Annotated in this window: 19 protein-coding genes; 7 read left to right on the top strand and 12 right to left on the bottom strand. The window is 67.3% G+C overall.

Annotation, left to right across the window (positions count from 1 at the left end):
* Positions 1–34 precede the first annotated feature (34 nt).
* Genes BDO18943_RS17520 through tetH form a run of 4 tightly spaced genes read right to left on the bottom strand, consistent with a single transcriptional unit; the run spans position 35 to position 3,569 of the window.
* A complete protein-coding gene (locus BDO18943_RS17520) occupies positions 35–970 on the bottom strand; it encodes a c-type cytochrome (protein ID WP_175023383.1) in 936 nt (311 codons plus the stop codon).
* Positions 967–1,653: a c-type cytochrome gene (locus BDO18943_RS17515; RefSeq protein ID WP_175023382.1), complete on the bottom strand. Its 687-nt coding sequence runs from the start codon at positions 1,651–1,653 to the stop codon at positions 967–969. Before BDO18943_RS17515 ends, BDO18943_RS17520 begins: the two co-directional genes overlap by 4 nt.
* Positions 1,654–1,713: 60 nt before the next feature.
* On the bottom strand, positions 1,714–2,769 hold the full coding sequence (locus BDO18943_RS17510; RefSeq protein WP_175023381.1) for a molybdate ABC transporter substrate-binding protein: 1,056 nt from the start codon (positions 2,767–2,769) through the stop codon (positions 1,714–1,716).
* 8 nt (positions 2,770–2,777) lie between these two features.
* Positions 2,778–3,569 carry a thiosulfate dehydrogenase gene (gene tetH / locus BDO18943_RS17505; protein ID WP_175023380.1) on the bottom strand — a complete coding sequence of 264 codons (792 nt, stop codon included), beginning with the start codon at positions 3,567–3,569 and terminating at the stop codon, positions 2,778–2,780.
* Positions 3,570–3,956: 387 nt separating this feature from the next.
* Between tetH and BDO18943_RS17500 the strand changes: the two genes are divergently transcribed.
* Positions 3,957–4,832, top strand: coding sequence for a LysR family transcriptional regulator (locus BDO18943_RS17500; RefSeq protein WP_043180728.1), 876 nt, complete (start codon positions 3,957–3,959; stop codon positions 4,830–4,832).
* A 33-nt stretch (positions 4,833–4,865) separates the two neighbouring features.
* On the opposite strand, the gene BDO18943_RS17495 is transcribed toward BDO18943_RS17500, so the two are convergent.
* Together BDO18943_RS17495 and BDO18943_RS17490 are read right to left on the bottom strand one after the other, a co-directional pair.
* Positions 4,866–6,068 carry a multidrug effflux MFS transporter gene (locus BDO18943_RS17495; RefSeq protein WP_175023379.1) on the bottom strand — a complete coding sequence of 401 codons (1,203 nt, stop codon included), beginning with the start codon at positions 6,066–6,068 and terminating at the stop codon, positions 4,866–4,868.
* A gap of 507 nt (positions 6,069–6,575) precedes the next feature.
* A complete protein-coding gene (locus tag BDO18943_RS17490; protein WP_175023378.1) occupies positions 6,576–8,765 on the bottom strand; it encodes a TonB-dependent siderophore receptor in 2,190 nt (729 codons plus the stop codon).
* Between the two features lie 416 nt (positions 8,766–9,181).
* Between BDO18943_RS17490 and BDO18943_RS17485 the strand changes: the two genes are divergently transcribed.
* Positions 9,182–9,628: a hypothetical protein gene (locus tag BDO18943_RS17485; protein ID WP_175023377.1), complete on the top strand. Its 447-nt coding sequence runs from the start codon at positions 9,182–9,184 to the stop codon at positions 9,626–9,628.
* Between the two features lie 26 nt (positions 9,629–9,654).
* On the opposite strand, the gene BDO18943_RS17480 is transcribed toward BDO18943_RS17485, so the two are convergent.
* From BDO18943_RS17480 to BDO18943_RS17460, 5 genes are all read right to left on the bottom strand, one after another.
* A complete protein-coding gene (locus BDO18943_RS17480; protein ID WP_175023376.1) occupies positions 9,655–10,755 on the bottom strand; it encodes a porin in 1,101 nt (366 codons plus the stop codon).
* A gap of 94 nt (positions 10,756–10,849) precedes the next feature.
* Positions 10,850–12,193: an MFS transporter gene (locus tag BDO18943_RS17475; protein ID WP_175023375.1), complete on the bottom strand. Its 1,344-nt coding sequence runs from the start codon at positions 12,191–12,193 to the stop codon at positions 10,850–10,852.
* A gap of 155 nt (positions 12,194–12,348) precedes the next feature.
* A complete protein-coding gene (locus tag BDO18943_RS17470; RefSeq protein ID WP_175023374.1) occupies positions 12,349–13,410 on the bottom strand; it encodes a Rieske 2Fe-2S domain-containing protein in 1,062 nt (353 codons plus the stop codon).
* 48 nt (positions 13,411–13,458) lie between these two features.
* Entirely contained in the window at positions 13,459–14,424 is a 966-nt protein-coding gene (locus BDO18943_RS17465; RefSeq protein ID WP_175023373.1) for a PDR/VanB family oxidoreductase, read from the bottom strand.
* On the bottom strand, positions 14,421–15,500 hold the full coding sequence (locus BDO18943_RS17460; protein ID WP_175023429.1) for an aromatic ring-hydroxylating dioxygenase subunit alpha: 1,080 nt from the start codon (positions 15,498–15,500) through the stop codon (positions 14,421–14,423). The genes BDO18943_RS17465 and BDO18943_RS17460 overlap by 4 nt, the downstream gene beginning before the upstream one ends.
* A 198-nt stretch (positions 15,501–15,698) precedes the next feature.
* On the opposite strand from BDO18943_RS17460, the gene BDO18943_RS17455 reads away from it, so the two are divergent.
* Positions 15,699–16,187, top strand: coding sequence for a MarR family winged helix-turn-helix transcriptional regulator (locus BDO18943_RS17455; protein WP_175023372.1), 489 nt, complete (start codon positions 15,699–15,701; stop codon positions 16,185–16,187).
* Between the two features lie 65 nt (positions 16,188–16,252).
* Here the strand turns inward: BDO18943_RS17455 and BDO18943_RS17450 are convergent, their stop codons facing one another.
* Entirely contained in the window at positions 16,253–16,999 is a 747-nt protein-coding gene (locus tag BDO18943_RS17450) for a TetR/AcrR family transcriptional regulator (RefSeq protein ID WP_175023371.1), read from the bottom strand.
* Positions 17,000–17,169: 170 nt separating this feature from the next.
* Between BDO18943_RS17450 and BDO18943_RS17445 the strand changes: the two genes are divergently transcribed.
* The 4 genes from BDO18943_RS17445 to BDO18943_RS17430 are packed head-to-tail and all read left to right on the top strand — an operon-like array spanning position 17,170 to position 22,838.
* A complete protein-coding gene (locus tag BDO18943_RS17445; RefSeq protein ID WP_175023370.1) occupies positions 17,170–18,351 on the top strand; it encodes an isovaleryl-CoA dehydrogenase in 1,182 nt (393 codons plus the stop codon).
* A gap of 31 nt (positions 18,352–18,382) precedes the next feature.
* Positions 18,383–19,990 carry a carboxyl transferase domain-containing protein gene (locus BDO18943_RS17440; protein WP_043180715.1) on the top strand — a complete coding sequence of 536 codons (1,608 nt, stop codon included), beginning with the start codon at positions 18,383–18,385 and terminating at the stop codon, positions 19,988–19,990.
* A 19-nt stretch (positions 19,991–20,009) separates the two neighbouring features.
* Positions 20,010–20,795: an enoyl-CoA hydratase/isomerase family protein gene (locus BDO18943_RS17435; RefSeq protein ID WP_175023369.1), complete on the top strand. Its 786-nt coding sequence runs from the start codon at positions 20,010–20,012 to the stop codon at positions 20,793–20,795.
* Between the two features lie 45 nt (positions 20,796–20,840).
* Complete coding sequence (locus BDO18943_RS17430; RefSeq protein WP_175023368.1) at positions 20,841–22,838, top strand: acetyl-CoA carboxylase biotin carboxylase subunit; 1,998 nt, start codon at positions 20,841–20,843, stop codon at positions 22,836–22,838.
* The last annotated feature ends 135 nt before the right edge of the window (positions 22,839–22,973 follow it).

The following is a 22,973-nucleotide window of genomic DNA, read 5'->3' as shown; positions in this document are numbered from 1 at the left end:
CCGTGCGGGCCGGATGGCCGGCACGGCGCCTGCGTCACGGCGCGCCGAGCACGCGCCCGTTCACGCTGAGCCCGTACATCGAATCGGGCGAATTGTGGAACTTCGCGCGCGTGTCCTGCACCGAGCCCGTGAAGCGCGGGTCCTGCGGACGTTCGTGGCTGTCCATGAAGGTCGCGACGTCCCATGCCTCCTGATCGGTCAGCGTGCCGCCGAGCCCGAGCGGCATGTTGGCCTTGATGAAGCCGGCTGCATTGCGGATGTCGCCCATCCCCGCGCCCCAGTTGAACGACCGCGCGCCCCACAGCGCCGGGAAGACGGCCTTGTCGCCGCTCGACTGCCCCTGGCCGTCCGCCCCGTGGCACAGCGCGCAGTGCTGCGTGTAGACGGCGGCGCCGCGCGCATAGTCGGCCTTCTGCGCGGGCGGCGGCAGTTTCAGGAAACCCTGCCCCGGCAGCTTCGTGCCGACCGGCGCGCCCTTCGCGAGCCAGTACGAATAGGTTTCGAGCGCGACGAGGATCGGGTCGCCGGCCGGCGGCGCCTTGCCGTTCATGCTGTAACGGAAGCACCCCTGCAGGCGCTCGGCGAACGTGTTCACGTGGCCATTCTTGCTGCGGTACGCCGGATACAGCAGGTACGCGGCCCACATCGGGCTCGAATCGGGCCGGCGGCCCGCGTCGAGGTGGCAGCTCGCGCAGGTCAGCTTGTTGCCGACGTACTTGCCTGCGAACTCGGGCGTGTGCAGGAAGATCTGCTCGCCGAGCTTCACGGTCTTGCCGAACTCGTCGGCGGGTATCGCGGATTCGGCGGGTGGCGCGAAGGGTTTGGCGGCCGCCGCCATCGCAGCCGGCGCGGGTGCGGAAGCGGCGGCCGGTGCGTCCTGCAGGGCGGCCGCGCACGCGAGCGCGGGCATCCAGGCCGCGCCGAGCAGGGCCGCGCGGGCGTGGCGGATCAGCGTCGTGCGGTCGATCATTGCTTGTCTCCTTGTGCTGCGCCGCCGCGCGCGTAGTAGGCGGCCACCGCGTCGATGTCGGCGTCGGACAGCTTGCCGGCGATCGCCGGCATGAGCGCCATCGGCCCGGGCGGGCGCGTACCGTGTTTCCAGCCGTTCAACTGGCCGGCGATGTAGGCGGCAGGCTGGCCCGCGAGCGGCGGAAACGCGGTGCCCACGCCGAGGCCGCCCGGGCCGTGGCACTGGGCGCACGCGGGCAGGCCCTGCGACCAGCGCCCGCGCGTCGCGAGCCACGCGCCGGTGTTCGCCGGATCGATCGACGTGTCGTCGGTCGCGACGATGCCGGCCGGCGCGGGCAGGCTCGCGAAGTACGCGGATACCGCGTCGCGCTCGTGCGGCGTCAGCATTTTCGAGAGCGGCTGCATGACCGGGTTCTGGCGGCTGCCGTCCGCGAACGCGGCAAGCTGCGCGGACAGATACGCGGCGTGGGTGCCCGCGAGGCGCGGGAAGCCGGCCGCCGCGTTGCCCTCGCCCTGGCTGCCGTGGCAGCCGATGCATGCGGCGACGCCCGTCGTCGTGCCCTGTGTGGCGATCGTCTTGCCGAGCGTCGCGTCGTCCGCGCGCGCGTGGCCGGCCAGCAGCGCCGCTGCCGCGAGCAGCAGCGGCGCAAACCGGCGTCGCGGTGTGTCCACCGTATCGTTCACGTGTCCCCTCCTTGTTGTCGTTCGCGTACGCGCCGCCGGACTGCCGGGGCGGCCGCGCGGTCAGCCCGCGTCGGGCTGCTTCTGCTCCGGCGCGAGGTGCTGCGCCGGTGCCGCCGCATCGTATCGGCCAAAGCCGTAGCGCTGGAAAATCCGGAACGCCTCCGGCGACCGGATGAACGCGAGCCATGCGCGGGCGGCTTCCGGATGCGGTGCGTCCTTCACCATCGCCCCCGCATAGATCGCCGTCGTATTCTGCTCGGCCGGAATGTCGATGTGCATCAGCGGATGCCCGACCTGTTCCTGGAACGCCGCTTCGGATTGCCACAGCACGCCCGCGTCCGCGCGACCCTGCATCAGAAATAACGCCGTTTCCCGATGATGGATGTGCGTGAGCTCGGTCGTGCCGGTGCGCACCTTGTCGTCGTAGACGGTACGTGCGAGCGCGTCTCCGCCGGCCTTCACGAGCGACGCGCGGATCTGCCGCGCGACGCCTTCGAATGCCGGATTGGGCATCGCAAGCTGCACGTCGGGCCGCGCGAGGTCGTTCAGCGACGTGATCCGCTTCGGATTGCCGGCGCGCACCATGATCGCCAGCTGGTTCGTCACATAGGGCACGGCCGGGCCGGCGAGCGTGCCGTCCGCGATCAGCCCGTTGATCTTGCCGAGGCCCGCGAAATACGCATCGGGCTTGACCGTCCACGTCATGTTGCCGACGGTGATTGTGCCGCCCGCCTGGATCTGCTTCACGAGCAGGCCGGGCGGGATCGTTTCCCAGTAGATGCGGCCGCGGTATTCGGGATGGTCTTCCTCGAACTTCGCGACGAGCGGCGCCATCGCGAAGAAATAGTTGCCGCCGACGAACAGCACGAGCTTCGGCGCGGTGAGGTCGCCGTGGAAATCGGCGAGCACGTCGACCTGCGGCACCGTGAATTCGAGGCCACGGTGCGTCGCGTCGTTGTTGCGGCCGTCCTGCCAGGGCGGAAAGACGGTCGCGGCAGGCGCGGCGAGCGAGAGGGCCGACGCGCAGCAGAGCCACGCTGCCAGCACGGCGCGCAGCGTGCGCCGACGGCGACGCGATGGCGGTTGCAGTTGCAGTTGCAGGGGGATCGATGTCATCGCGGGGCTCATTTTGCGTACGTGAAGCCGGCCTGCTGCAGTTCGGGCAGCGTGCCGACCGCGCCCGGCGTGACGATGGCCGACGGGATCACGTGGTTGGTCAGGTCGGCCGCGAGCGCATCGAGCGGCAGCTTGTCGGGATTCGCGTTCGCGCCGTCGAGGCGTTCCGCGAGTTCCCAGATCGCGTTATGGCACGACAGGAACACGACGCCGCGCTGCTGCAGTGCGGCGAGGCTGTTGTCGTGCGACGAGAACGCGCCGTCGGGCAACTCGTGGTCTTGCGCGCCCTTCGATTGCGCAGGCTTCGCGTCCAGCAGCGTGTTGGTCGGGAACGCGGCGCCGGCGAATTTCGCGAGGCCGTATTTGTCCCATGCGGCCTGGTCGAACAGCGCGAGATGCGCGCTGCCGTGCGTGGCCGATACGACGAGGAAATCCGGATGGCGGTACGACCAGATCTGCGCGTTCAGCGAATTGCGCATCAGGTTCAGCCACGGGCCGCCGAGCTCGGTGTTGTCCCACACCTGCTTCGGGCCGCCGCGGTAGCCGGTCACTTCGGCGAGCGCCGCGTGATCCCACTGGTCGGGACGTTCGAGGATCATCGGCACCGTCTTGAAGTCGCGCCGTCGCGGTGCGGCCGCGAGGCGGCGCGTGAGGTCGGCGAGGTGCGTGGCGCCGCCGGACAGCAGCGCGCCGGTGTCGGGCGCGGCGGCGTGAGCGTGGCGCGCGGCGGCGAGCAGCGCAGTGCCGGCCGCGAGGCCGAGTGTCTTGAGCGCGCCTCGGCGCGCATGCCGGTCGGACATGGCTTATCTCCCGGAATCGTTTTTGTGGGGGCGCGACGCGTTGCCGTACGACGATGCGGCGTCGCGAATGCGTAGCCAGTCTAGCGGCGCGCGTTCGATACGGAAAATCGCGATATCGGATGGGAGATATTCGAGGGTCTGATGATTCGGCGGGAGGGCGGCGGCGGTGTGATCGCTGCAACCACCATCGGTGCGAATGTTGCAACAGGCTTTTGGGGGATTGCCGGGTTGTTGAGGGGTTTCCAGCGGACGGCTCCGGTTTCCGTCGGCAAGTTGCTCGTCCTGTTGATAGGGATGACTGATTATGTGCGATGGGGAGTAGAGGATCGACTTGTATAATTTCGCCCCACGAATGCAAACATGCTTTACCGAGAGAGAACGTTAACCATGAACTGGGACGATGCCCGCGTTTTTCTGGCAGTTCATCGCGCCGGGACGCTGCGCGAGGCCGCAGTCGTGCTCGATGTCGATCAGGCTACCGTGGGGCGGCGCCTGACGGCGCTGGAGAAAGCGCTGGGCGCGAAGCTGTTTCTCAAGACGTCGTCCGGCTATGTCGTGACGCCGATCGGCGAGCATTCGCTGCAGGCCGCGGAAGCGATGGAGCAAGCGGCGAGTGACTTCGAGCGGCGCGTCCACGGCTCGGACGACCGGCTCGAAGGCGAGGTTCGGGTGACGACGACCGATTCGCTGGCGATGGATTTCGTCATTCCCGCGATACGGGTGTTGCGACGGACATGCCCCGCGATACACGTGATCCTGACGACGTCCGTGCAGGTGCTGAACCTGACCCGCCGCGATGCGGATCTCGCGATTCGAACCGTGATGCCGGAAAACCCCGATCTCGTCCGCCGGAAGCTGGCCGAGTGGGAGGTCGGGCTGTTCGCGAGTCGCGAGTATCTGGATGCACATGGTGCGCCCGCGACCGGATCGGCTTTCGACGGGCATGACCTGGTGGTCTACCAGCCTTCCATCACGTCCAATCAGGCACACACGCTGTGCGGCGAGTCGATGGAACGCGGGCGTATCGTTGCGCAAGTCAGCTCGAGCCTGATGCTGGCGACGTCGATCCGGTCGGGCATCGGCATCGGCGAACTGCCCGTGTATATGGCGCAAGAAGACGATTCGCTCGTGCGAATCTGGCCCGACAGGACGCGTGCCGTGCCGTATCAGGTCTGGCTCGTGTCGCATACGGACCTGAACCGGACGGCGCGCGTTCGGGCGGTCACCGCCGAGATCGCTGCGTCGTTCGACCGCTATCGATAGCGGCCGGGATCTTGCCGGTGCGGGGCATCTTGCTCAACGGGGCCGGGTTTCACGCATCGAGAGCGTGCGCCGCGCGGCGTACCAGCGCGGCACGATCGCAACTGCCGCGACGATCGCGAAGAAAGGAATAGCCGTCGCCAGCACATGGCTGCCGGTGCCGAGCAGGCCGCTGGACGCGGTAGCCGCGAGCGACGCGCTGCCGATCTGGAAGAAGCCGACGAGCCCGGACGCGGTGGCCGCGCGCCCGTGTTTGCTCGCGATGGCGCCCGACACGGCGAGCGACAGCGACGATCCGTTCGACAGGCTGACGAGAAACATCGGCACGACGATCGCGACGATGCCTTTGACGTGCCACGACTCGCACAGCGCGAACGCGATGCCGCCGGCCACGAAGCAGCCCACGCCGGCCACGACGATCGCGTCGTAGGACATCCGGTCGAGCATGCGGCGCGAGATCATGTTGGCGGACACGATGCCGGCGGTCAGCGGCAGGTAAAGCCAGCCGCTTTGCTGTTCCGACAAGCCCAGGCCCGAGAAAATGAACGGCGACTGCGTCAGGTACACGAACCACGCGCAATAGATCGCGCAGACGACGAGCGTGTATCGGATGAATGCCCGATCACCAAGCACGTCGGCAAAGCCAGCCAGCGGCACGGCGCGCTGTTGCCCCGGCGTGACGGGCGGCCGCGTCTCCTTCAGAAGCAACTGAACGAGCACGAGCGCGACGACGCCAAACGCGGCGACGAACATGAAATCGCTCCGCCACCCGAACCACGCAGCCAGATATCCGCCGATCGCGGGTGCGATCGCCGGAGACAGCGACACGAGCGGATACACGATGCTGTAGACCTTCGCGGATGCCTTCTTGTCGCAGGTATCGGCGATGATCGCGCGACCGATGACGAGGCCGGACGCCGCGCCGAGGGCTTCGAGGACGCGCCAGCCAAGGAAGCTTGCGAAGCCGCCTGCGTTTGCGCAGCCGATCGAACCGAGGATGTACAGGAGGATGCCGGCCGTCAGCACGGGTTTGCGTCCCCATCGATCGGAGAGGGGGCCATAGAACAGTTGCGCACAGGCGAGCGCGATCAGGTAAGCCGATACCGTCTGCGGCATCTGCCATGCGCCGATCGAAAACTCATGGGCCATCGACGGCATCGCGGGCAGGTAGACGTCGGACGCGATCAGGCCAAAGGCGCTCAACAGGGAGACGACGAGGATGAGTGAGAAGTGGGACATGTTCGCTGGGTGGTGGTGGCGGCGCGCGTGAACGGCGGGAAATGGCGACGCGCGTTGGGCCGCCTTGAGAAAAGGCCGGGGCGATCATACGGTGTGCGATGCGGTTCGGGAGCGGGCGGAATTGCATCGCTCGGATGCATTTTTGCGGGCGTTAAAGCCGTTGCCGGAGAGGCGCGTGGAGGACGGTGGCGGGTGTCGCGCGGGACGCCGGTCAAGAAGAATCCGGCGCGGGTGTGGGCGGCGAACAACGCGGCGCTTCGCGGTCGTCCTTGATTCGCCGGATGATCGCGCGATGTTCCGGCGCCGCGTTGTTGTCCGGCACAACGCGCGGGTTTGCCGTAATCGATCGAACGTGAGGGGGCGGGATGCTGCGCTGAGGAGAGGGGCGGCGCGCGGGCCGCCACTTGCCGGCCCGCCCACGCGCGCATCAGGACATCAGAACCTCAGAACCTCAGAACCTCAGAACCTCAGAACCTCAGAACCTCAGAACCTCAGAACCTCAGAACCTCAGAACGACACCGTCGTCGTCAGCGTGACGAGCCGCGGCTCGCCGACCGCGACGATCAGGTTGTTGTTGCTCGACGGGTAGTAGGTCTTGTCGAGCAGGTTCTTCACGTTGAGCTGGAAGCGTGTCGGGAACTTGCCGATCGTCGTTTCGTAGGCCGCGAACGCGTCGACGGTCACGTAGCCGGGCAGCGTGAAGCTGTTCGCGGTGTCGCCGGAGCGTGCGCCCACAAGACGTGCGCCGCCGCCGAAGCGCCAGCGGCCGGGCAGGTTCGCGATCGCCGTGTCGTACACCGCAAACAGGCTGCCCGTGTGGCGCGCGACGTTGACGAGCGGCGTGTTGCTGTCGCGATCGGTCGCATTCGTATAAGCGTAGCTGCCGATCACGCTCAGATGGCGCGTGATCTGCCCCGCGACGTCGAGTTCGATCCCGCGCGAGCGCGCGGTGCCGATCGTCGAGGTCAGGTCGCCGACCGTGACCGCGACGTTGCGCTTGTCGATCTGGTAGACCGCGAGCGTGCCGGTGATCGCCGGCTTCAGGCTGAACTTCAGTCCGGCCTCGAGCACGCGGCCGTATTCCGGTGCGAGCGGCGCGGCGACGTTCGTGGCGACGTTCGGCTTGAACGAGCGGCTCACGTTCGCGTAGGCAGTCAGCGCCGGCGTGAGCGCATACGCGAGTCCGAACTGCGGCAGCCACACGTTGCCGTGCGAGCGGTCGGCGAACACGAACGGCCGGCCCATCCCCGATTCCTGCTGCCAGTTTTCCCAGCGCAGCCCGCCCACCGCCGTGAGGCGGTCGGTGAGCTTCACCGAGTCCTGCACGATCGTCGAATACGCATGCACGACCGAGCGCGAGTCGCTTTGCTTCGGGTTGGGTACGCCGCCCGGCGCGAGCAGGTCGTACACGGGATCGTAAAGATTGAAGCCCTTGGTTGCCTTGCCGCGGATCGTGTCGCCGCGGAAGCTGCGCTGCCGCTCGTACTCGCCGCCGATGTAGATCGCGTGGTTCATCCCGGCGAGCGTCACGTTGCCGAGCAGGCCGAGCGTCGCGATCTGGTCGGAATCGTTGCGCCCGAGGTTCGCATCGGACGAGCGTGTCAGTGCGCCGGTCGTGCTGTTGAATGCGGTGGCGCGGGTGATGGTCTGGTCATAGCGGTCGCGGCCCCAGCCGTAGGTCGCGCGCACGCGCCACGCATCGGAGAAGCGGTGCTCGATACGCGCGCGCAGCGTTTCCTGGATGCCGCTGCTCTGCGACCACGCTTCTTCGTAACGGCGATAGCGCAGCGCATCGTCGAGCTGGCCGTTCACGAGCACGGTGCCGCGATCGAATGGCGTCGTGTAGTCGACGTACTGGTAGCTGACGTCGATCGACGTGTTCGCGTCGTGCCACGACAGCGCGGGTGCGATCAATGCATCGCGCTGGCGGCCGAAGCTGCGCCAGTAGCGGCTCGTGTCGTGTTGGCCGGTCAGCCGGAACGCGAGCGTGCCGCCCGCGACCTGGCCCGGCTTGCCGAGCGGGCCCGTGAGATCGAACGTCGCGCTACTGCCGCCGTGGCTCGTGCGCGACGCGGAAATCGAGCCGCCGAAGGTGTCTTCCGGCTTGCGCGTGACGAGGTTGATCACGCCGCCCGGATCCTGCATCCCGTAAAGCAGCGACGCCGGGCCCTTCAGCACTTCGACGCGGTCGATCGTCGCGAGATAGCTGTGCAGCACCGGTGTGCGCACGCCGTCGACGAGCACGGAGCCGTCGTTGTTCGACCCGAAGCCGCGCTTGATGAACGCATCACGCGTGCCGCCGAGCGTGTTGGTCTGCGTGACGCCGCTGATGTTGCCGAGCACGTCGTCGAGCGAGCGCGCCTGCTGGTCTTGCATCACGCTGCTGCTGACCACCGCGACCGATTGCGGAATCTCCTTGATCGAACGGTTGTCGCCGCCCGCGATGCTCGTGGTGCGCTGCTGATAGCCGATCGTCGGATCGGCGGTTGCCGATGCGCTGACGCTGATGGCCGGGAGTTCGCGTGCGGCTGGCGTCGCGGGCGTGGAAGCGGAAGCAGAGGCGGCGGGCTCGGCGTCGGCGCGTTCGGCGGCGGACGCATGCGTGCCGCTCGCGACGCACAGGGTGATCAGGGCGGGCAGGCTCGTGTGCCACGGACGCAGGGTCCGGGCGCGGCGGGGTGTTCGACGGGAGGGCATGAATCGATGCAGGACGGAGTGCTAAGGATCGGGTCGCGGGCCGCAGCGTTTCGCGGCGGCCAGGGTGCGGATCATATAGGTAATGAGAATCATTTGCAATTGTAATGAGGCGATTGGCGTCATGCGGGCCTTGGTTGCCGGGCCGTCGGCCGTCTGCTACCGTAGCGACCAAAATCAGACGCAGTGAAATTCAACGAGAGAGCCGGGGGCCGCACCATGTCATCTTCCTGTCACGTCGCGTTCAGCGCGACGCTGCGCACCGCACACGACCATGCGGGTGGTGAAGTGATCGCAGCCGTGTACCGCCATTCGAACGATTAAAGCAACGGAAGCGAATTCATCGGGCGTTGCGCCGGGCACCCGGCGAAGCGCCGTATTCAATCACTTCAACCACCACGCTAGACGGGAGACCACCCATGAGAAAAATTTCCGCGCCGTTCGCGGCGGCCGCGCTTGCGGCCTGCACGATGCTGGCGGGCGTTCACCAGACCGCCCGCGCCGCGTCGGACACCGAACCGGCGATCGACGCGCATTACGGCGCCGTGATCGAGGCCTATACGCAGGACATGGCCGCCGCGAAGACGAAGTACGACGGCAAGCGCCTCGTGTTCGTCGGCGCCGTGATCCGGATGGGCGGCGACCCGGGCGGCACCTATTTCGGCGCGTTGACGAAGGATGGCGAGCAATTCGACACGCATTTCGACGTGGCCGACCAGGATGCGCTGAAGCCGAAATTCCCCGGCGGCGAGATCAAGCCGTTCGTCACGTCGTCGGCGTTCCGCTTCAGCTGCGTGAACGAAGGCTATATCGATGCGCCCGTGCTGCCGGGGTTGAAGCTCTCGCACTGCCGGCTCGTCAACTGACCTTGCGCTGGCGCGGTGTCCGGCGTTCAGAACTTCTGCTGAATGCCGGCCATCACGCCGAGCTGGTTCATCCCGGTCCCGACCGTCCCGCCGGCAGCGACCGCGTTCGCAGCCAGCGTGCTGTTGAACATGTAGCCCACGGACGTATAGACGGTCGTCCGCTTCGACAGGAAATAGTTCGCGCGGCCGACGAGCAGCGTGGCATTCGTGCCGCCTTCGCCGTTTTCGCGGCGCTGCAGGTAGCGTACGCCCTGCAGGTCGAGCGCGAGGTAGGGCGTCGCATAGTACGTGCCGCCGGCGAACACGATATCGGCCTGCAGGTGTTCGGCCGCCGCGAGGTTGCGCCGGATCCACCCGGCGCCCAGTTTCGCGGGGCCGATCTTCACGTAGCCGGCGACGATGTCGCGCGTGTCGGTGTACGCCGGATTGTTCAACGGCGTGAGCGCGCCGCCGCCGCCGCGCATCACGTCGTGCGACGCGGCGAGCCCGAAATTGCTCGCGTCGTACGCGAGCATCGCCGTGTACTGGCGGCAGGCGACGATGTCGCCGGGCACCTGTCCGGCGCAGCCCGTCGCCGACGGCCCTGCCGGCCCGGCCGCGTCGCGGCCGAAGCTGTAGGTGGCGCCGAGCGTCACGCCATGGAACGTACCCTTGTAGCCGATCGCATTGTCGCTGCGCGCATTCGGCAGATAGGAATCGAAATCCGCCATCGAGTGAATCGACGGGCCGATCACGTCGGCATTGGTCAGCACGATCATCGACATGTTCATCTGGCGGCCGAGGGTCAGCGTGCCGAACGGACTGTTCACGCCGACGTTCGCCTGTCGCCCGAACAGGCGCCCGCCATAGTTCAGTGCGCCGGTGCCGGGCTGGAAGCCGTTTTCGAGCACGAAGAAGGCCTGGTAGCCGCCGCCGAGATCCTCTGTGCCTCTCAGCCCCCACCGTGACGGCACCTCGCCGGTCAGCGTCGGCATCCCCGTGAACGATCCGCCGTGCGCGGCGTGGTTGTAGTAGGACACGCCGGTATCGATGATCCCGTACAGCGTGACGCTGCTTTGCGCGCAGGCCGGTCCGGCCTGCGCCATCGCCAATGCCGTCGCGAGTGCGGCGCCCAATTTCGTTTTCATGGCTGTCTCCAAACAGTATGTAGATATGCTTATCGATTTTTCTAATGAACCGGACGATGCCGACAGGTATCGGCAAGACTGCGGGCGTCGCGTGTTACGACATCGCCGGGTCGCGTTGCCGGCGCGGTGCCGCGGCACGCGCGCCCACCATGACGACGGCGATTGCCGCGCCGGCCATCGGCACGAGGAACGCGAGATAGAGGTGGGGCACGGACCAGCCGTCGTCCAGCAGCGCCCCGACCGTCATGGGTGACAGGATCGCGCCGAGGCGGCCGATGCCGACCGCGAGGCCGATGCCGGTCGTGCGGATTTCGGCGGGGTACGGCGTCGGCGACAGCGCATACATGCCGGCCACGCACGCATTGATCACGGCGCCGAGGAACACCGCGACGGTCATCCCGATGCCGAGCGAGCCCGTGTTCGCGCCGAACACGACCATCAGCGCGCCGCCGAGCAGCAGTGTCGCGCCCAAAAGCTTGCGCAGGCCGAAGCGCGTCGACAGCAGGCTGAAGAGTGACGCGCCCGCAATGCCGCCGAGGTTGAGCAGTACGCCGCCGGTGACGCCCTGCGATGCCGACAGCCCGGCCTGGACCAGCAGCTTCGGCGTCCAGCTCACGACGAAGTAGAAGCTGCCCATCACCAGAAAGAACGCGATCCACAGCGCGATCGTGCGGCGCGCGAGCGGTGCGCGCAGCACGGCTGTCCAGCTCGATGCCGGGCTTGCCATGCCGACGGACGAAGCCGCGGTCGGCAGCGTGTCGATCGGTGCGCGCTTCATTCTCGCGAGGATGCGGTTGATTTTTTGCAGCGCGTTGTCCGGACGCCTCGCCAGCAGGAAATCGAGCGATTCCGGCAGCAGCGCGAGTACCATCGGGATTGACAGCAAGGTCAGGATGCCGCCGAACGCGAACACGCTGCGCCATCCCCACGTCGACAGCAGGTAGCCGGCGATGACGCCGCCGGCGGTGGCGCCGATCGCGTAGCCGGTCGACTGCATGCCGATCGCGGCGCTGCGCCATTTGTTCGATGCGTACTCGCCGCTGATCACGGTCAGGCTCGCCAGCATGCCGCCGATGCCGAGCCCCGTGTACGCACGCGCGATGGCGAGTTGCAGCGTGCTGTGCGTGGCCGCGCAGGCGAGCATCCCGGTCGAGATCACGGCCAGGCAGAGCAGGATGATGCGGCGGCGGCCGACGCGGTCGGCCAGCGGCGCGATCAGCACCGAGCCGATGCCCATGCCGGCCAGTCCGGCACTCAACAGCAGGCCGATTTCCTTGCCGCTCAGTTTCCATTCGGCCGCCAGGTGCGGCGCGGCAAACGCGACGGCCAGCACGTCGAAGCCATCGAGCATGTTCAGCACGACGCAGGCCGTAACGGCCATCGTCTGGAACGCGCTCATCGGGGATTCGTCGATCGTATTGCGGATATTTGCGCTCACGTCAAAGATCCTTCATCAAATAGTATGACTAATCAAATGGGATGGCATCGAAGCCGGCGGTAGCGAATGGGACGAAAGCGCATGCGCGGGCTGACGGGCATCCGGTGGAATACCCGTCGCGGCCGGCAGGTGTCGCTAGCGCGCCGGCGCGATGCTTACGCGGGTTCGGGTTGCAGCAGCAGTCGTTCGATCACGCGCCGCGCGCGATTGGGGCCCGCATCGACGTGAATGTCGATCTGGCGACTGTCCGGAAAACGCAGCTGATTCCGGTATTGCGCTTCGATTACGGTCTTGTCCTCATCGAACGTCGCCGCGGATTGCTCGATGACCGTTTGCGCGACGCGCTCGACGTCGTGTTGCGGATTGGTCGCCATGGTCCAGAAGTAGTGCGTCGTCGTTTCCGTCTCGGGCGTGATGCCGTGGAAGCCGCGCATGTGAAGGCCGCCGCGTTCCGGATCGTGCAGGTCGCCGGTGCCGGCGTCCATCGCGCCGGTCCAGATCCGGATGTGCGACACGTGGAACTCGATTTCCTGCCAGCGATCGACGCGGCCCGCGAACGGCCATGCGGCGGTGTAGGTCGGCGGCGGGACGGAATCCGGCATCCGGCGAACCAGCGTCACCGTGTCGCCGTCGCTGCTGACGCGGGTTTCCGCGCCCATGTGCATCGGCGCGTTGCCGCCGATCGTTTTCAGATGGACATAGCCGAGGTGGCTCAGGTCCATCAGGTTGTCGTGAATCAGTTGATACGGCGCGTCGTAATGGTAGTTGCCGCCGCCGAACCGGTATTGCGGATCCCCGTGGAACGCGTAGCGCGGCGGCGCGCAGGTCGGTTGGGCGTGCGCGTTGGCGCCGATCCAGATCCACACGATCGCGTCCTGCTCCTGCACCGGATATGACGGCACGCACGCCTTTGCCGGAATTCGCTCCTGGCCAGGGATCTCCACGCACGTACCGCCGCGGTCGAACAGCAGGCCGTGATAGCCACAGCGCAGGCCGCGCGCTTCGAGCGAGCCGCACGAAAGCGGCAGCGACTTGTGGCAGCAGCGATCCTCCAGCGCACCGACTTCCCCGGACGGCAACCGGAACAGGACGACCGGATGGCCGAGCAGCGTGCGGGCGACGGGCTTGTCCGTCAGTTCGGATGACAGCGCGGCGACCCACCATCGGTCGACCGGGAATTGCGTTGTACTGATCGGTGGCCGGACATGTTGCTCCATTGATCGTCTCCAGTATTGGGGGTGGCCGCCTCGGGTCGGGCGGTCCGTTTACAGATCGAGTACCAGCAGGTCGCTTCGCGATCGCGAACAGCACGGCATGAACTGGTCGCCGGCCGCCTGTTCCGCTTCGGTCAGATACGAATCGCGATGATCGGGCTCGCCTTGCAGCACGCGCGTCATGCAGGTTCCGCATACGCCTTGCTCGCACGATGTCAGCACGTCGACGCCGTTCGCGGCCAGCGCCGCGATGACCGTGCATTCGGCCGGCACGTCGATCACCTGGCCGCTGCTCGCGATCCGGATCTGGAACGCACGGTCCGAGCCGGTCGACGCAACCGCGCCGCCGAAGAACTCGTAGTGCAGTCGCGCTTCAGCCCAGTTGCGCGCGCGTGCGGCGTTCAGCACCGCATCCATGAAGCCGCGCGGGCCGCATACGTACAGGTGCGTGCCTGCGGGCGCGGCGGCGAGCACGGCGGCCAGGTCGAAGCGTTGCGCCGGGTCGCCGTCGTCGACGTGGAAGCGGGCGCGGTCATGGAACCCGGCTGCGTTGATCCGCTCGACGAACGCCATGCGGTCGGTCGAGCGCGCGCAGTAGTGCAGGTCGAACGGCATGCCCGACGAGAACAGCCGTTCCGCCATGCTGAGGATCGGCGTGACACCGATCCCGCCTGCGAGCAGCAGGTGATGCGGTGCGTCCGGGGCGAGCGGAAACTGATTGCGCGGCACGCCGATCCGCACGGTATCGCCTTGCCGGACTTCGTCGTGAATCGCGCGCGACCCGCCGCGGCCGTCGGCATCGCGCAGCACGGCGATCTGATAGCGGTCAGCGTGCTCCGGGTGGTTGCACAGCGAATACTGGCGCACGAGGCCACCCGGCAGATGCACGTCGATATGGGCGCCGGCGTCGAAGCGCGGCAGCGGCGAACCGTCATTGCTGACGAATTCGAAGCCGCAGATGTCGCGCGCTTCCTGCCACTTGCGGGCCACCCGGACCGTCAGCGTCGCGGCGCTCATGACGCCTCCTTGATCTGCGCGACCGGAATCACGGGCCGCGACGGGCCCGACGCGTTCTCGTCGGCGAGCAGCCGCTCGATCACCTTGCGCGAGAGCACGCCGCCGGCGTCGATGTTGAGTTTGAGCAGCTTGCGATCGGGCCACTTCTCCAGGTTGAGCTGCTGGCGCTCGAGCATCTCGAGATCCTCGCCGAAGATCTTGCCCTGGCCTTCGCGGATCTCGGCGGTCAGTGCGTGATCGTCGGGCCGGAAGTTACGCGCCATCCCCCAGAAGTACCAGATCGAGGTGTCCGTCTCGGGCGTGATGAAATCGACCACGATCGACGACGCCTTCAGGTCGGCCGGCGCGTCGTAGCCGCCGTGGCCCGCATGCGCGACACCGACTTCGATCATCACGTGGCTCGGCGGCGTGAAGCGGCAGATCTGCCAGCGATCGACCGGCACGTCGTCGGCCAACCCGTTGCCGCGCAACCCCATCTGCCAGAACGGCGGCGGCATGACGTTCTCCATGAAGCGGCTCGTGACGACTTCGTCGCCGTGGCTGGTCGTCTTCGGCGGCGCTTCGTCGATTTCCTTCTGGCCGATGCTCGTCGCATGCACGTAGGTTTCGTGCGTGAGGTCCATCAGGTTGTCGATCATCAGCCGGTAGTCGCAGCGGATGTGATACAGGCCGCCGCCGTGGGCCCAGGCCGGGTCCTCGGCCCACGCCAGCGCGGGCAGTTTGGCGGGATCGGCTTCCGACGCGTCGCCCGGCCAGACCCAGATGAATCCGTACCGCTCGATCGCCGGGAAGCTGCGAATCGGCGGGAAGCCGCCGACACGCTGGCCCGGCATACCGGCCGCCTTGCCGTTGCAGCCCATTTCCAGCCCGTGATAGCCGCACACGAGTACGCCGTCGCGCACGAATCCCAGCGACAGCGGTGCGCCACGGTGCGGGCAGAAGTCTTCCAGCGCCGCGACCTGGCCGTCCGCCGCGCGGTAAAACACCATCGACTCGTTGCAGATCTTGCGGCCCAGCGGCTTGCCGTCGATTTCATCGGGCGTGCACGCCACGTACCAAGCATTCTTGAGAAACACGTTCGTCGTCTCCTTCAGGTCGATACCGCCGGTACGCGGCATCTCTTCATTCCGTGTACTGAATGAGATTCAGTGTACTCATCGAGATTGGCTGGGGCAAGGCGGGCGGTATACTGGTTTTCCCGGGAAATGGCGCGAGGCAGCGCCATGCCGTCGGCGCGCGCAACCGGCACGCGCCGCTTATGTCATCGACTATTCATGGAAAAAACGAATCCCGACAACGCGCCGGTTTTCCCGCTCGATCTGTACGACGAACCCGGGCATCTGATCCGGCGTGCACACCAGATCGCGGTGGCGATGTTCTACGAGAAGCTGGGCCGGGACGTGACACCGGTGCAGTACGCGGTCCTGCGGATGCTCTACGAGTGCCCGGGGCTCGATCAGGTGACGCTCGCGCAGCGGGTCGCGCTCGACACGTCGACGACCGCGGATCTCGCGGTCCGGCTCGAAGCGAAAGGATTGATCGTGCGCGAAGTGCTGCCGCGGCGTCAGCGCCGCTTGCTGCTGACGCCGGCGGGCGTCGAACTGCTCACGCATCTGATTCCGTCGGTGAAGGAACTGCGGGCTGGCCTGTTCGACGGAATGGGAGAGGACGATTCGCAGGAACTGGTGCGCCTGTTGCGCAAGTTCGTCCATTTGAACAACGAGCAGAGCCGCGCGCCGCTGCGCGTCAGCGACGAGTCATAGCGACCCCGAACCCCACGACGGTGGGGCAGCGGCGATGAGGCGGCGGGCGCGCTGCCCGCCGCGCGTCACCCGCGTGGGCCTTCGCCTTCCAGCCGCCGCACGGCTTCCGCCACTTCGTTCCTGAAGCGCACGAGCGCCGCCTGCTCCGGCGCCGGCGGCTGCACGGCTGCCCACAGCATGTCGACGAGCTGCGTGGCCGTCGTTTCCGTATCGAGCTTGCGGTGTCCGAGGATCGCATCCCACAGCACGTGCTCGATCGGCCCGAACACCATCGAGCGCAGCAGGCTCAGCGGCAGGTCGGTGCGCACCTGGCCGGCCGCCTGGCCGCGCGCGAGCACGTCCATCAGCGGCGCGGTGTAGCGGCGCTGCAGCGCGGTGAGCTCGTCGCTCAGCGCATGCTGCTTCGCGCGGCCTTCCGACAGCACCAGCGCGCACAGGCCCGTGCCGTTCACCAGCATCAGCCGCAGGTGGGTGCGCACGATGAACGCGAACTGCTGCTGGACCGACGCGTCCTGCGGCATCCCCTCCTCGAACGCGGCGATGTTTTCGTCGTACCAATCCGCGATGACCCGCGCGCACAGCTCCCGCTTGCCGCGGAAGTAACTGAACACCGTCGCCTCCGAGACGCCCACGCGCTGTGCGATCTCGGCGGCCGTCGCATGCTCGTAACCTTTTTCGGCGAACACTTCCCGGCCGGCGCGCAGAATGTCCTGCACGCGTTGCTGGGATTTGCGCCCGGCGGGCGCGCGCGGCGTGTCGGCGCGGTCGGCTTTGGCGGTGGCGGTCATGGTGTCGGCGGTAGCGGCTGTCATCTCGGCATGATATCTGAGTGTCACTCAAAAAACTATTGACGCCGAACCCGACGAGGCGCGAAACTGTGCAAAATTTACGCTGTATAGGTCAATGAATCGGTGCATTCATTCGATTTGAGCGAAACTCAGAAATCGGTGAGTGCCACACACTTTCTGGAGACGGAGGAGACATGATCAACCTGCCCGGTGTGCAATTCATGCTCGGTGAAGACATCGAGATGCTGCGCGACGCCGTCGCGACGTTCGCGGCGAAGGAAATCACGCCGCGCGCGGCTGAGGTCGACCGCACCGACCAGTTTCCGATGGATCTGTGGAAGAAGTTCGGCGATCTCGGCGTGCTCGGCATGACGGTCGCCGAGGAATACGGCGGCGCGAACATGGGCTACACCGCGCACATGGTTGCGATGGAAGAGATCTCGCGCGCATCGGCGTCGATCGGCCTGTCGTACGGCGCGCACTCGAACCTGTGCGTGAACCAGATCCACCGCAACGGCACCGACGCGCAGAAGCAGAAATACCTGCCGAAGCTCGTGTCGGGCGAACACATCGGCGCGCTTGCGATGAGCGAGCCGAATGCCGGCTCCGACGTCGTCAGCATGAAGCTGCGCGCCGACAAGCGCGGCGATCGCTACGTGCTGAACGGCACGAAGATGTGGATTACCAACGGCCCCGATTGCGACACGCTCGTCGTCTACGCGAAGACCGACCTCGAAGCCGGCCCGCGCGGCATGACCGCGTTCATCGTCGAGAAGGGCATGAAGGGCTTCTCGGTCGCGCAGAAGCTCGACAAGCTCGGCATGCGCGGCTCGCACACGGGCGAGCTGGTGTTCCAGGACGTCGAAGTGCCGGAGGAAAACATCCTCGGCCAGCTCAACGGCGGCGTGAAGGTGCTGATGAGCGGCCTCGACTACGAACGCGCGGTGCTGTCGGGCGGCCCGACGGGCATCATGGCCGCGTGCCTCGACGCGGTGGTGCCGTATATCCACGACCGCAAGCAGTTCGGCCAGGCGATCGGCGAATTCCAGCTGATCCAGGGCAAGATTGCCGACATGTACACCACGTTCCAGGCGTGCCGCGCGTACCTGTACGCGGTCGGCCGCCATCTCGATTCGGCGGGCAGCGACCACATTCGCCAGGTGCGCAAGGACTGCGCGGGCGTGATCCTCTACACGGCCGAGAAGGCGACGTGGATGGCCGGCGAGGCGATCCAGATCCTCGGCGGCAACGGCTACATCAACGAATACCCGGTCGGGCGCCTGTGGCGCGATGCGAAGCTGTACGAGATCGGCGCCGGCACGAGCGAGATCCGCCGGATGCTGATCGGCCGCGAGTTGTTCGCGGAAACGCTGTAACGCCCCACGTCACGCGAACGGAGCCCCGTCGATGCCGATCATCGAATCGAAACTGAACCCGCGCTCGGAAGACTTCCGCGCGAATGCCGCCGCGCTCGAGGCGGTCGTCGCCGACCTGCGCGCGAAGATCGAACAGCTCGCGCAAGGCGGCGGCCAGGCCGCGCGCGACAAGCACCTGTCGCGCGGCAAGCTGCTGCCGCGCGACCGTATCGCGCAACTGCTCGATCCGGGCGCGCCGTTCCTCGAGTTCTCGCAGCTCGCGGCGAACGGCATGTACAACGACGACGCGCCGGGCGCGGGCGTCATCACCGGGATTGGCCGCATCGCCGGCCGCGAGTGCGTGATCGTGTGCAACGACGCGACCGTCAAGGGCGGCACTTACTATCCGGTCACCGTGAAGAAGCACGTGCGCGCGCAGGAAATCGCCGCCGAAAACCGGCTGCCGTGCGTGTACCTCGTCGATTCGGGCGGCGCGAACCTGCCGAACCAGGACGACGTGTTTCCCGATCGCGACCACTTCGGCCGCATCTTCTTCAACCAGGCGACGATGTCGGCCGCGGGGATCGCGCAGATCGCCGTGGTGATGGGCTCGTGCACGGCGGGCGGCGCGTACGTGCCGGCGATGAGCGACGAGTCGATCATCGTGAAGGAGCAGGGCACGATTTTCCTGGGCGGCCCGCCGCTCGTGAAGGCGGCCACCGGCGAGGAAGTGAGCGCCGAGGATCTCGGCGGTGGCGACGTGCATACGCGCCTGTCGGGCGTGGCCGACCATCTCGCGCAGAACGACGCGCATGCGCTGTCGATCGCGCGCAACATCGTCGATCACCTCGCGCCGAAGATCGCGTCGCCGGTGGCGCTGCGCGAGCCGAAGCCGCCTCGCTACGACGCAAAGAGCCTGTACGGCGTGATTCCGGTCGATACGCGCAAGCCGTTCGACGTGCGTGAAGTGATCGCGCGCATCGTCGACGATTCCGAGTTCGACGAATTCAAGGCGCGCTACGGCACGACGCTCGTCACGGGCTTCGCGCACATCTGGGGCCATCCGGTCGGGATCGTCGCGAACAACGGCATCCTGTTCTCCGAATCGGCGGTGAAGGGCGCGCATTTCATCGAGCTGTGCTGCCAGCGCAAGATTCCGCTCGTGTTCCTGCAGAACATCACGGGCTTCATGGTCGGCCGCAAGTACGAGAACGAAGGCATCGCGCGGCACGGCGCGAAGATGGTGACGGCCGTGTCGAACGCGAAGGTGCCGAAGTTCACGGTGATCATCGGCGGCTCGTTCGGCGCCGGCAACTACGGGATGTGCGGCCGCGCGTTCGGCCCGCGCTTCCTGTGGATGTGGCCGAACGCACGGATCTCGGTGATGGGCGGCGAGCAGGCCGCATCGGTGCTCGCGACGGTGCGCCGCGACGGCATCGAGGCGAAGGGCGGCTCGTGGTCCGCCGAGGAAGAGGATGCGTTCAAGCAGCCGATCCGCGACCAGTACGAGCGCCAGGGCCATCCGTATTACGCGAGCGCGCGGCTGTGGGACGACGGCGTGATCGACCCCGCGCAGACGCGCGACGTGCTCGGGCTCGGGCTCGCCGCGTCGATGAACGCGCCGATCGAAGACACACGCTTCGGCGTGTTCCGCATGTAACGGCCGGGAGGGCTGAACGATGCGATACGAAACGATCAAGGTAAGCGAAGCCGGCCGCGTGGCGACCGTCACGCTCGCGCGTCCCGACGTGCGCAACGCGTTCAACGAGACGACGATCGCGGAGCTGACCACCGCGTTCGAATGGCTCGACGCGCATGAAGGCGTGCGCGCGATCGTGCTCGCCGCGGAAGGCGCGGCGTTCTGCGCGGGCGCGGACCTGAACTGGATGAAGAAGATGGCCGGTTACTCGGACGACGAGAACCGCGCCGATGCGCGCAAGCTCGCGCGGATGCTCGAGGCGATCCATCGTTGCGGCAAGCCGGTGATCGCCCGCGTGCATGGCGATGCGTATGCGGGCGGCGTGGGCCTGGTGGCGGCGGCCGACATCGCGATCGCCGCCGACGGCGTGAAGTTCTGCCTGTCGGAAGCGCGGCTCGGGCTGATCCCCGCGACGATCGCACCGTACGTGGTGCGTGCGATGGGCGAGCGCGCGGCGCGCCGCTATTTCACGACGGCCGAGGTGTTCGACAGCGCGAGCGCGGCGTCGCTCGGTTTCATTCACGACGCGGTGCCGGCCGATGCGCTCGACGAAACCGTCGCGAAGCTGGCCGCGACGCTCGTTGCGAACGGCCCCGACGCGGTGAAGGCGTGCAAGCGGCTCGTCGCCGACGTGGCCGGGCGGCCGCTCGATGCGACGCTGATCGAGCAGACCGCCGACTGGATCGCGCGAACCCGCGCCGGCGCGGAAGCGCGCGAAGGGATTGCGTCCTTCCTCGAAAAGCGCACGCCGTCGTGGCGTGAATGATCGCGCAGCGCGCGTGACCCACTCTTTCCGGACGACATCGAAGCCATGTTCGACAAGATTCTGATCGCCAACCGTGGCGAAATCGCGTGCCGCGTCGCCGCGACGTGCAAACGTCTCGGGATCGCAAGCGTCGCCGTCTATTCCGACGCGGACGCGAACGCGAAGCACGTGGCCGCGTGCGACGAGGCCGTGCACATCGGCGGCTCGGCCGCCGCAGACAGCTACCTGCGCATCGAGCGCATCATCGAAGCCGCACGCGCCACCGGCGCGCAGGCGATCCACCCCGGCTACGGCTTTCTGTCGGAGAACGAAGATTTCGCGCATGCGTGCGAAGCGGCCGGCATCGTCTTCATCGGGCCGCCGGTCGACGCGATCGCGGCGATGGGTTCGAAGGCCGCCGCGAAGGCGCTGATGCACGCGGCCGCCGTGCCGCTCGTGCCCGGCTATCACGGCGACGACCAGGACGCGGCCAACCTGCATCGCGAAGCCGATGCGATCGACTATCCGGTGCTGCTGAAGGCCAGCGCGGGTGGCGGCGGCAAGGGGATGCGCGTGGTCGAGCGCTCCGGCGATTTCCCGGCGGCGCTCGCGTCGTGCCAGCGCGAAGCCGCGAGCAGCTTCGGCAACGACCGCGTGCTGATCGAGAAATACCTGACGCGCCCGCGTCACGTCGAGGTGCAGGTGTTCGGCGACACGCACGGCAATACCGTGTACCTGTTCGACCGCGACTGCTCGGTGCAGCGCCGTCACCAGAAGGTGCTGGAAGAAGCGCCGGCGCCGGGGCTGCCGGACGACGTGCGGCGCGCGATGGGCGAAGCGGCCGTCGCGGCCGCACGCGCGGTCGGCTATGTCGGCGCGGGCACCGTCGAATTCATCATGACGGGCGACGCGTTCTACTTCATGGAAATGAACACGCGCCTGCAGGTCGAGCATCCGGTCACCGAGATGGTCACGGGGCTCGATCTGGTCGAATGGCAACTGCGCGTCGCCTTCGGCGAGCCGCTGCCGCTGAAGCAGGACGAACTGCGCGTACAGGGCCATGCGCTCGAGGCGCGCCTGTATGCGGAGAACCCGGCGCGCGGCTTCCTGCCGTCGACGGGCACGCTGAAGCACCTGCGGCTGCCGGCAGGCGTCGAGTTCGCGCTCGGCGCGTCGGTGCGCGTCGACAGCGGCGTGCGCGAAGGCGATTCGATCACGCCGTTCTACGATCCGATGATCGCGAAGCTGATCGTCCACGGTGCGGATCGTGCGGAAGCGTTGAGCCTGATGCTGCGCGCGTTGCGTGCATGTGAAGTGGTCGGCCTGCACACGAACGCTGCGTTCCTGCAGCGGATCGTTGCGTGCGAACCGTTCGCGACGGCCGATCTCGACACGGGCCTGATCGAGCGCAACCACGACGCACTGTTCGCGCCGCAACAGGCGCCGCGTGCGATGCTGGCGCTCGCATGCGCGGCGCTGCTCGCACGCGAACGCGGCGCGGCCGCGCAGGGCGCGTCGCCGTGGGGCGCGCTGCCGGACTGGCGACTGAACGGCGGCTATCGCCGCACGCTCGAATGGCATGCGGCCGAGCGCGAAGCGGACGTGACGGTCACGTACGAGGACGACGGCGCGGTTGCACGCCTCGCGACCGGCGACGCAGCCGCGCAACCGTTCGCGTGGGCGCACGGCGCCACGCCGCTCGATTTCGACGTGACGCTCGGCGGCGTGCGCAGCAGCGGCCGCGTGTATGCGGACGGCGACAGCTTCCACGTGTTCACGCAGGGCGCGGCCGAGACGTTCGAATGGCGCAACCTGATCGCGCATGCGGGTGACGCGGAGCAGGGCGGTGGCCGCCTGACTGCGCCGATGCCCGGCAAGGTGATCGCGGTGCTGGTCGAGCCGGGTCAGAAGGTCGAAGCGGGCACGCCGCTGATCGTGATGGAAGCGATGAAGATGGAGCATACGATCGGCGCACCGAGCGCGGGCGTCGTCGCGGAAGTGCTGTACGGCGTCGGCGACCAGGTTTCGGATGGCGCGCAGTTGCTGATGATGGCGGAAGGCTGAGCGCCGCCTGTTTCGCCGCATGCGGGCCGGCTGCCGCGGTTGCCGGCCCGTAAAAGACGCTTCGCGATTCGTTGCACGACCGGTACCGCGACGGACTTGCCTCGATCGCCCGGCAAAACGAAGCAATGCGAATCT

The organism is Burkholderia aenigmatica, assembly GCF_902499175.1.
GTDB lineage: Bacteria > Pseudomonadota > Gammaproteobacteria > Burkholderiales > Burkholderiaceae > Burkholderia > Burkholderia aenigmatica.
Note: the sequence above shows the minus strand (reverse complement) of the source record. Positions and strands in the feature narration are given on the sequence as shown.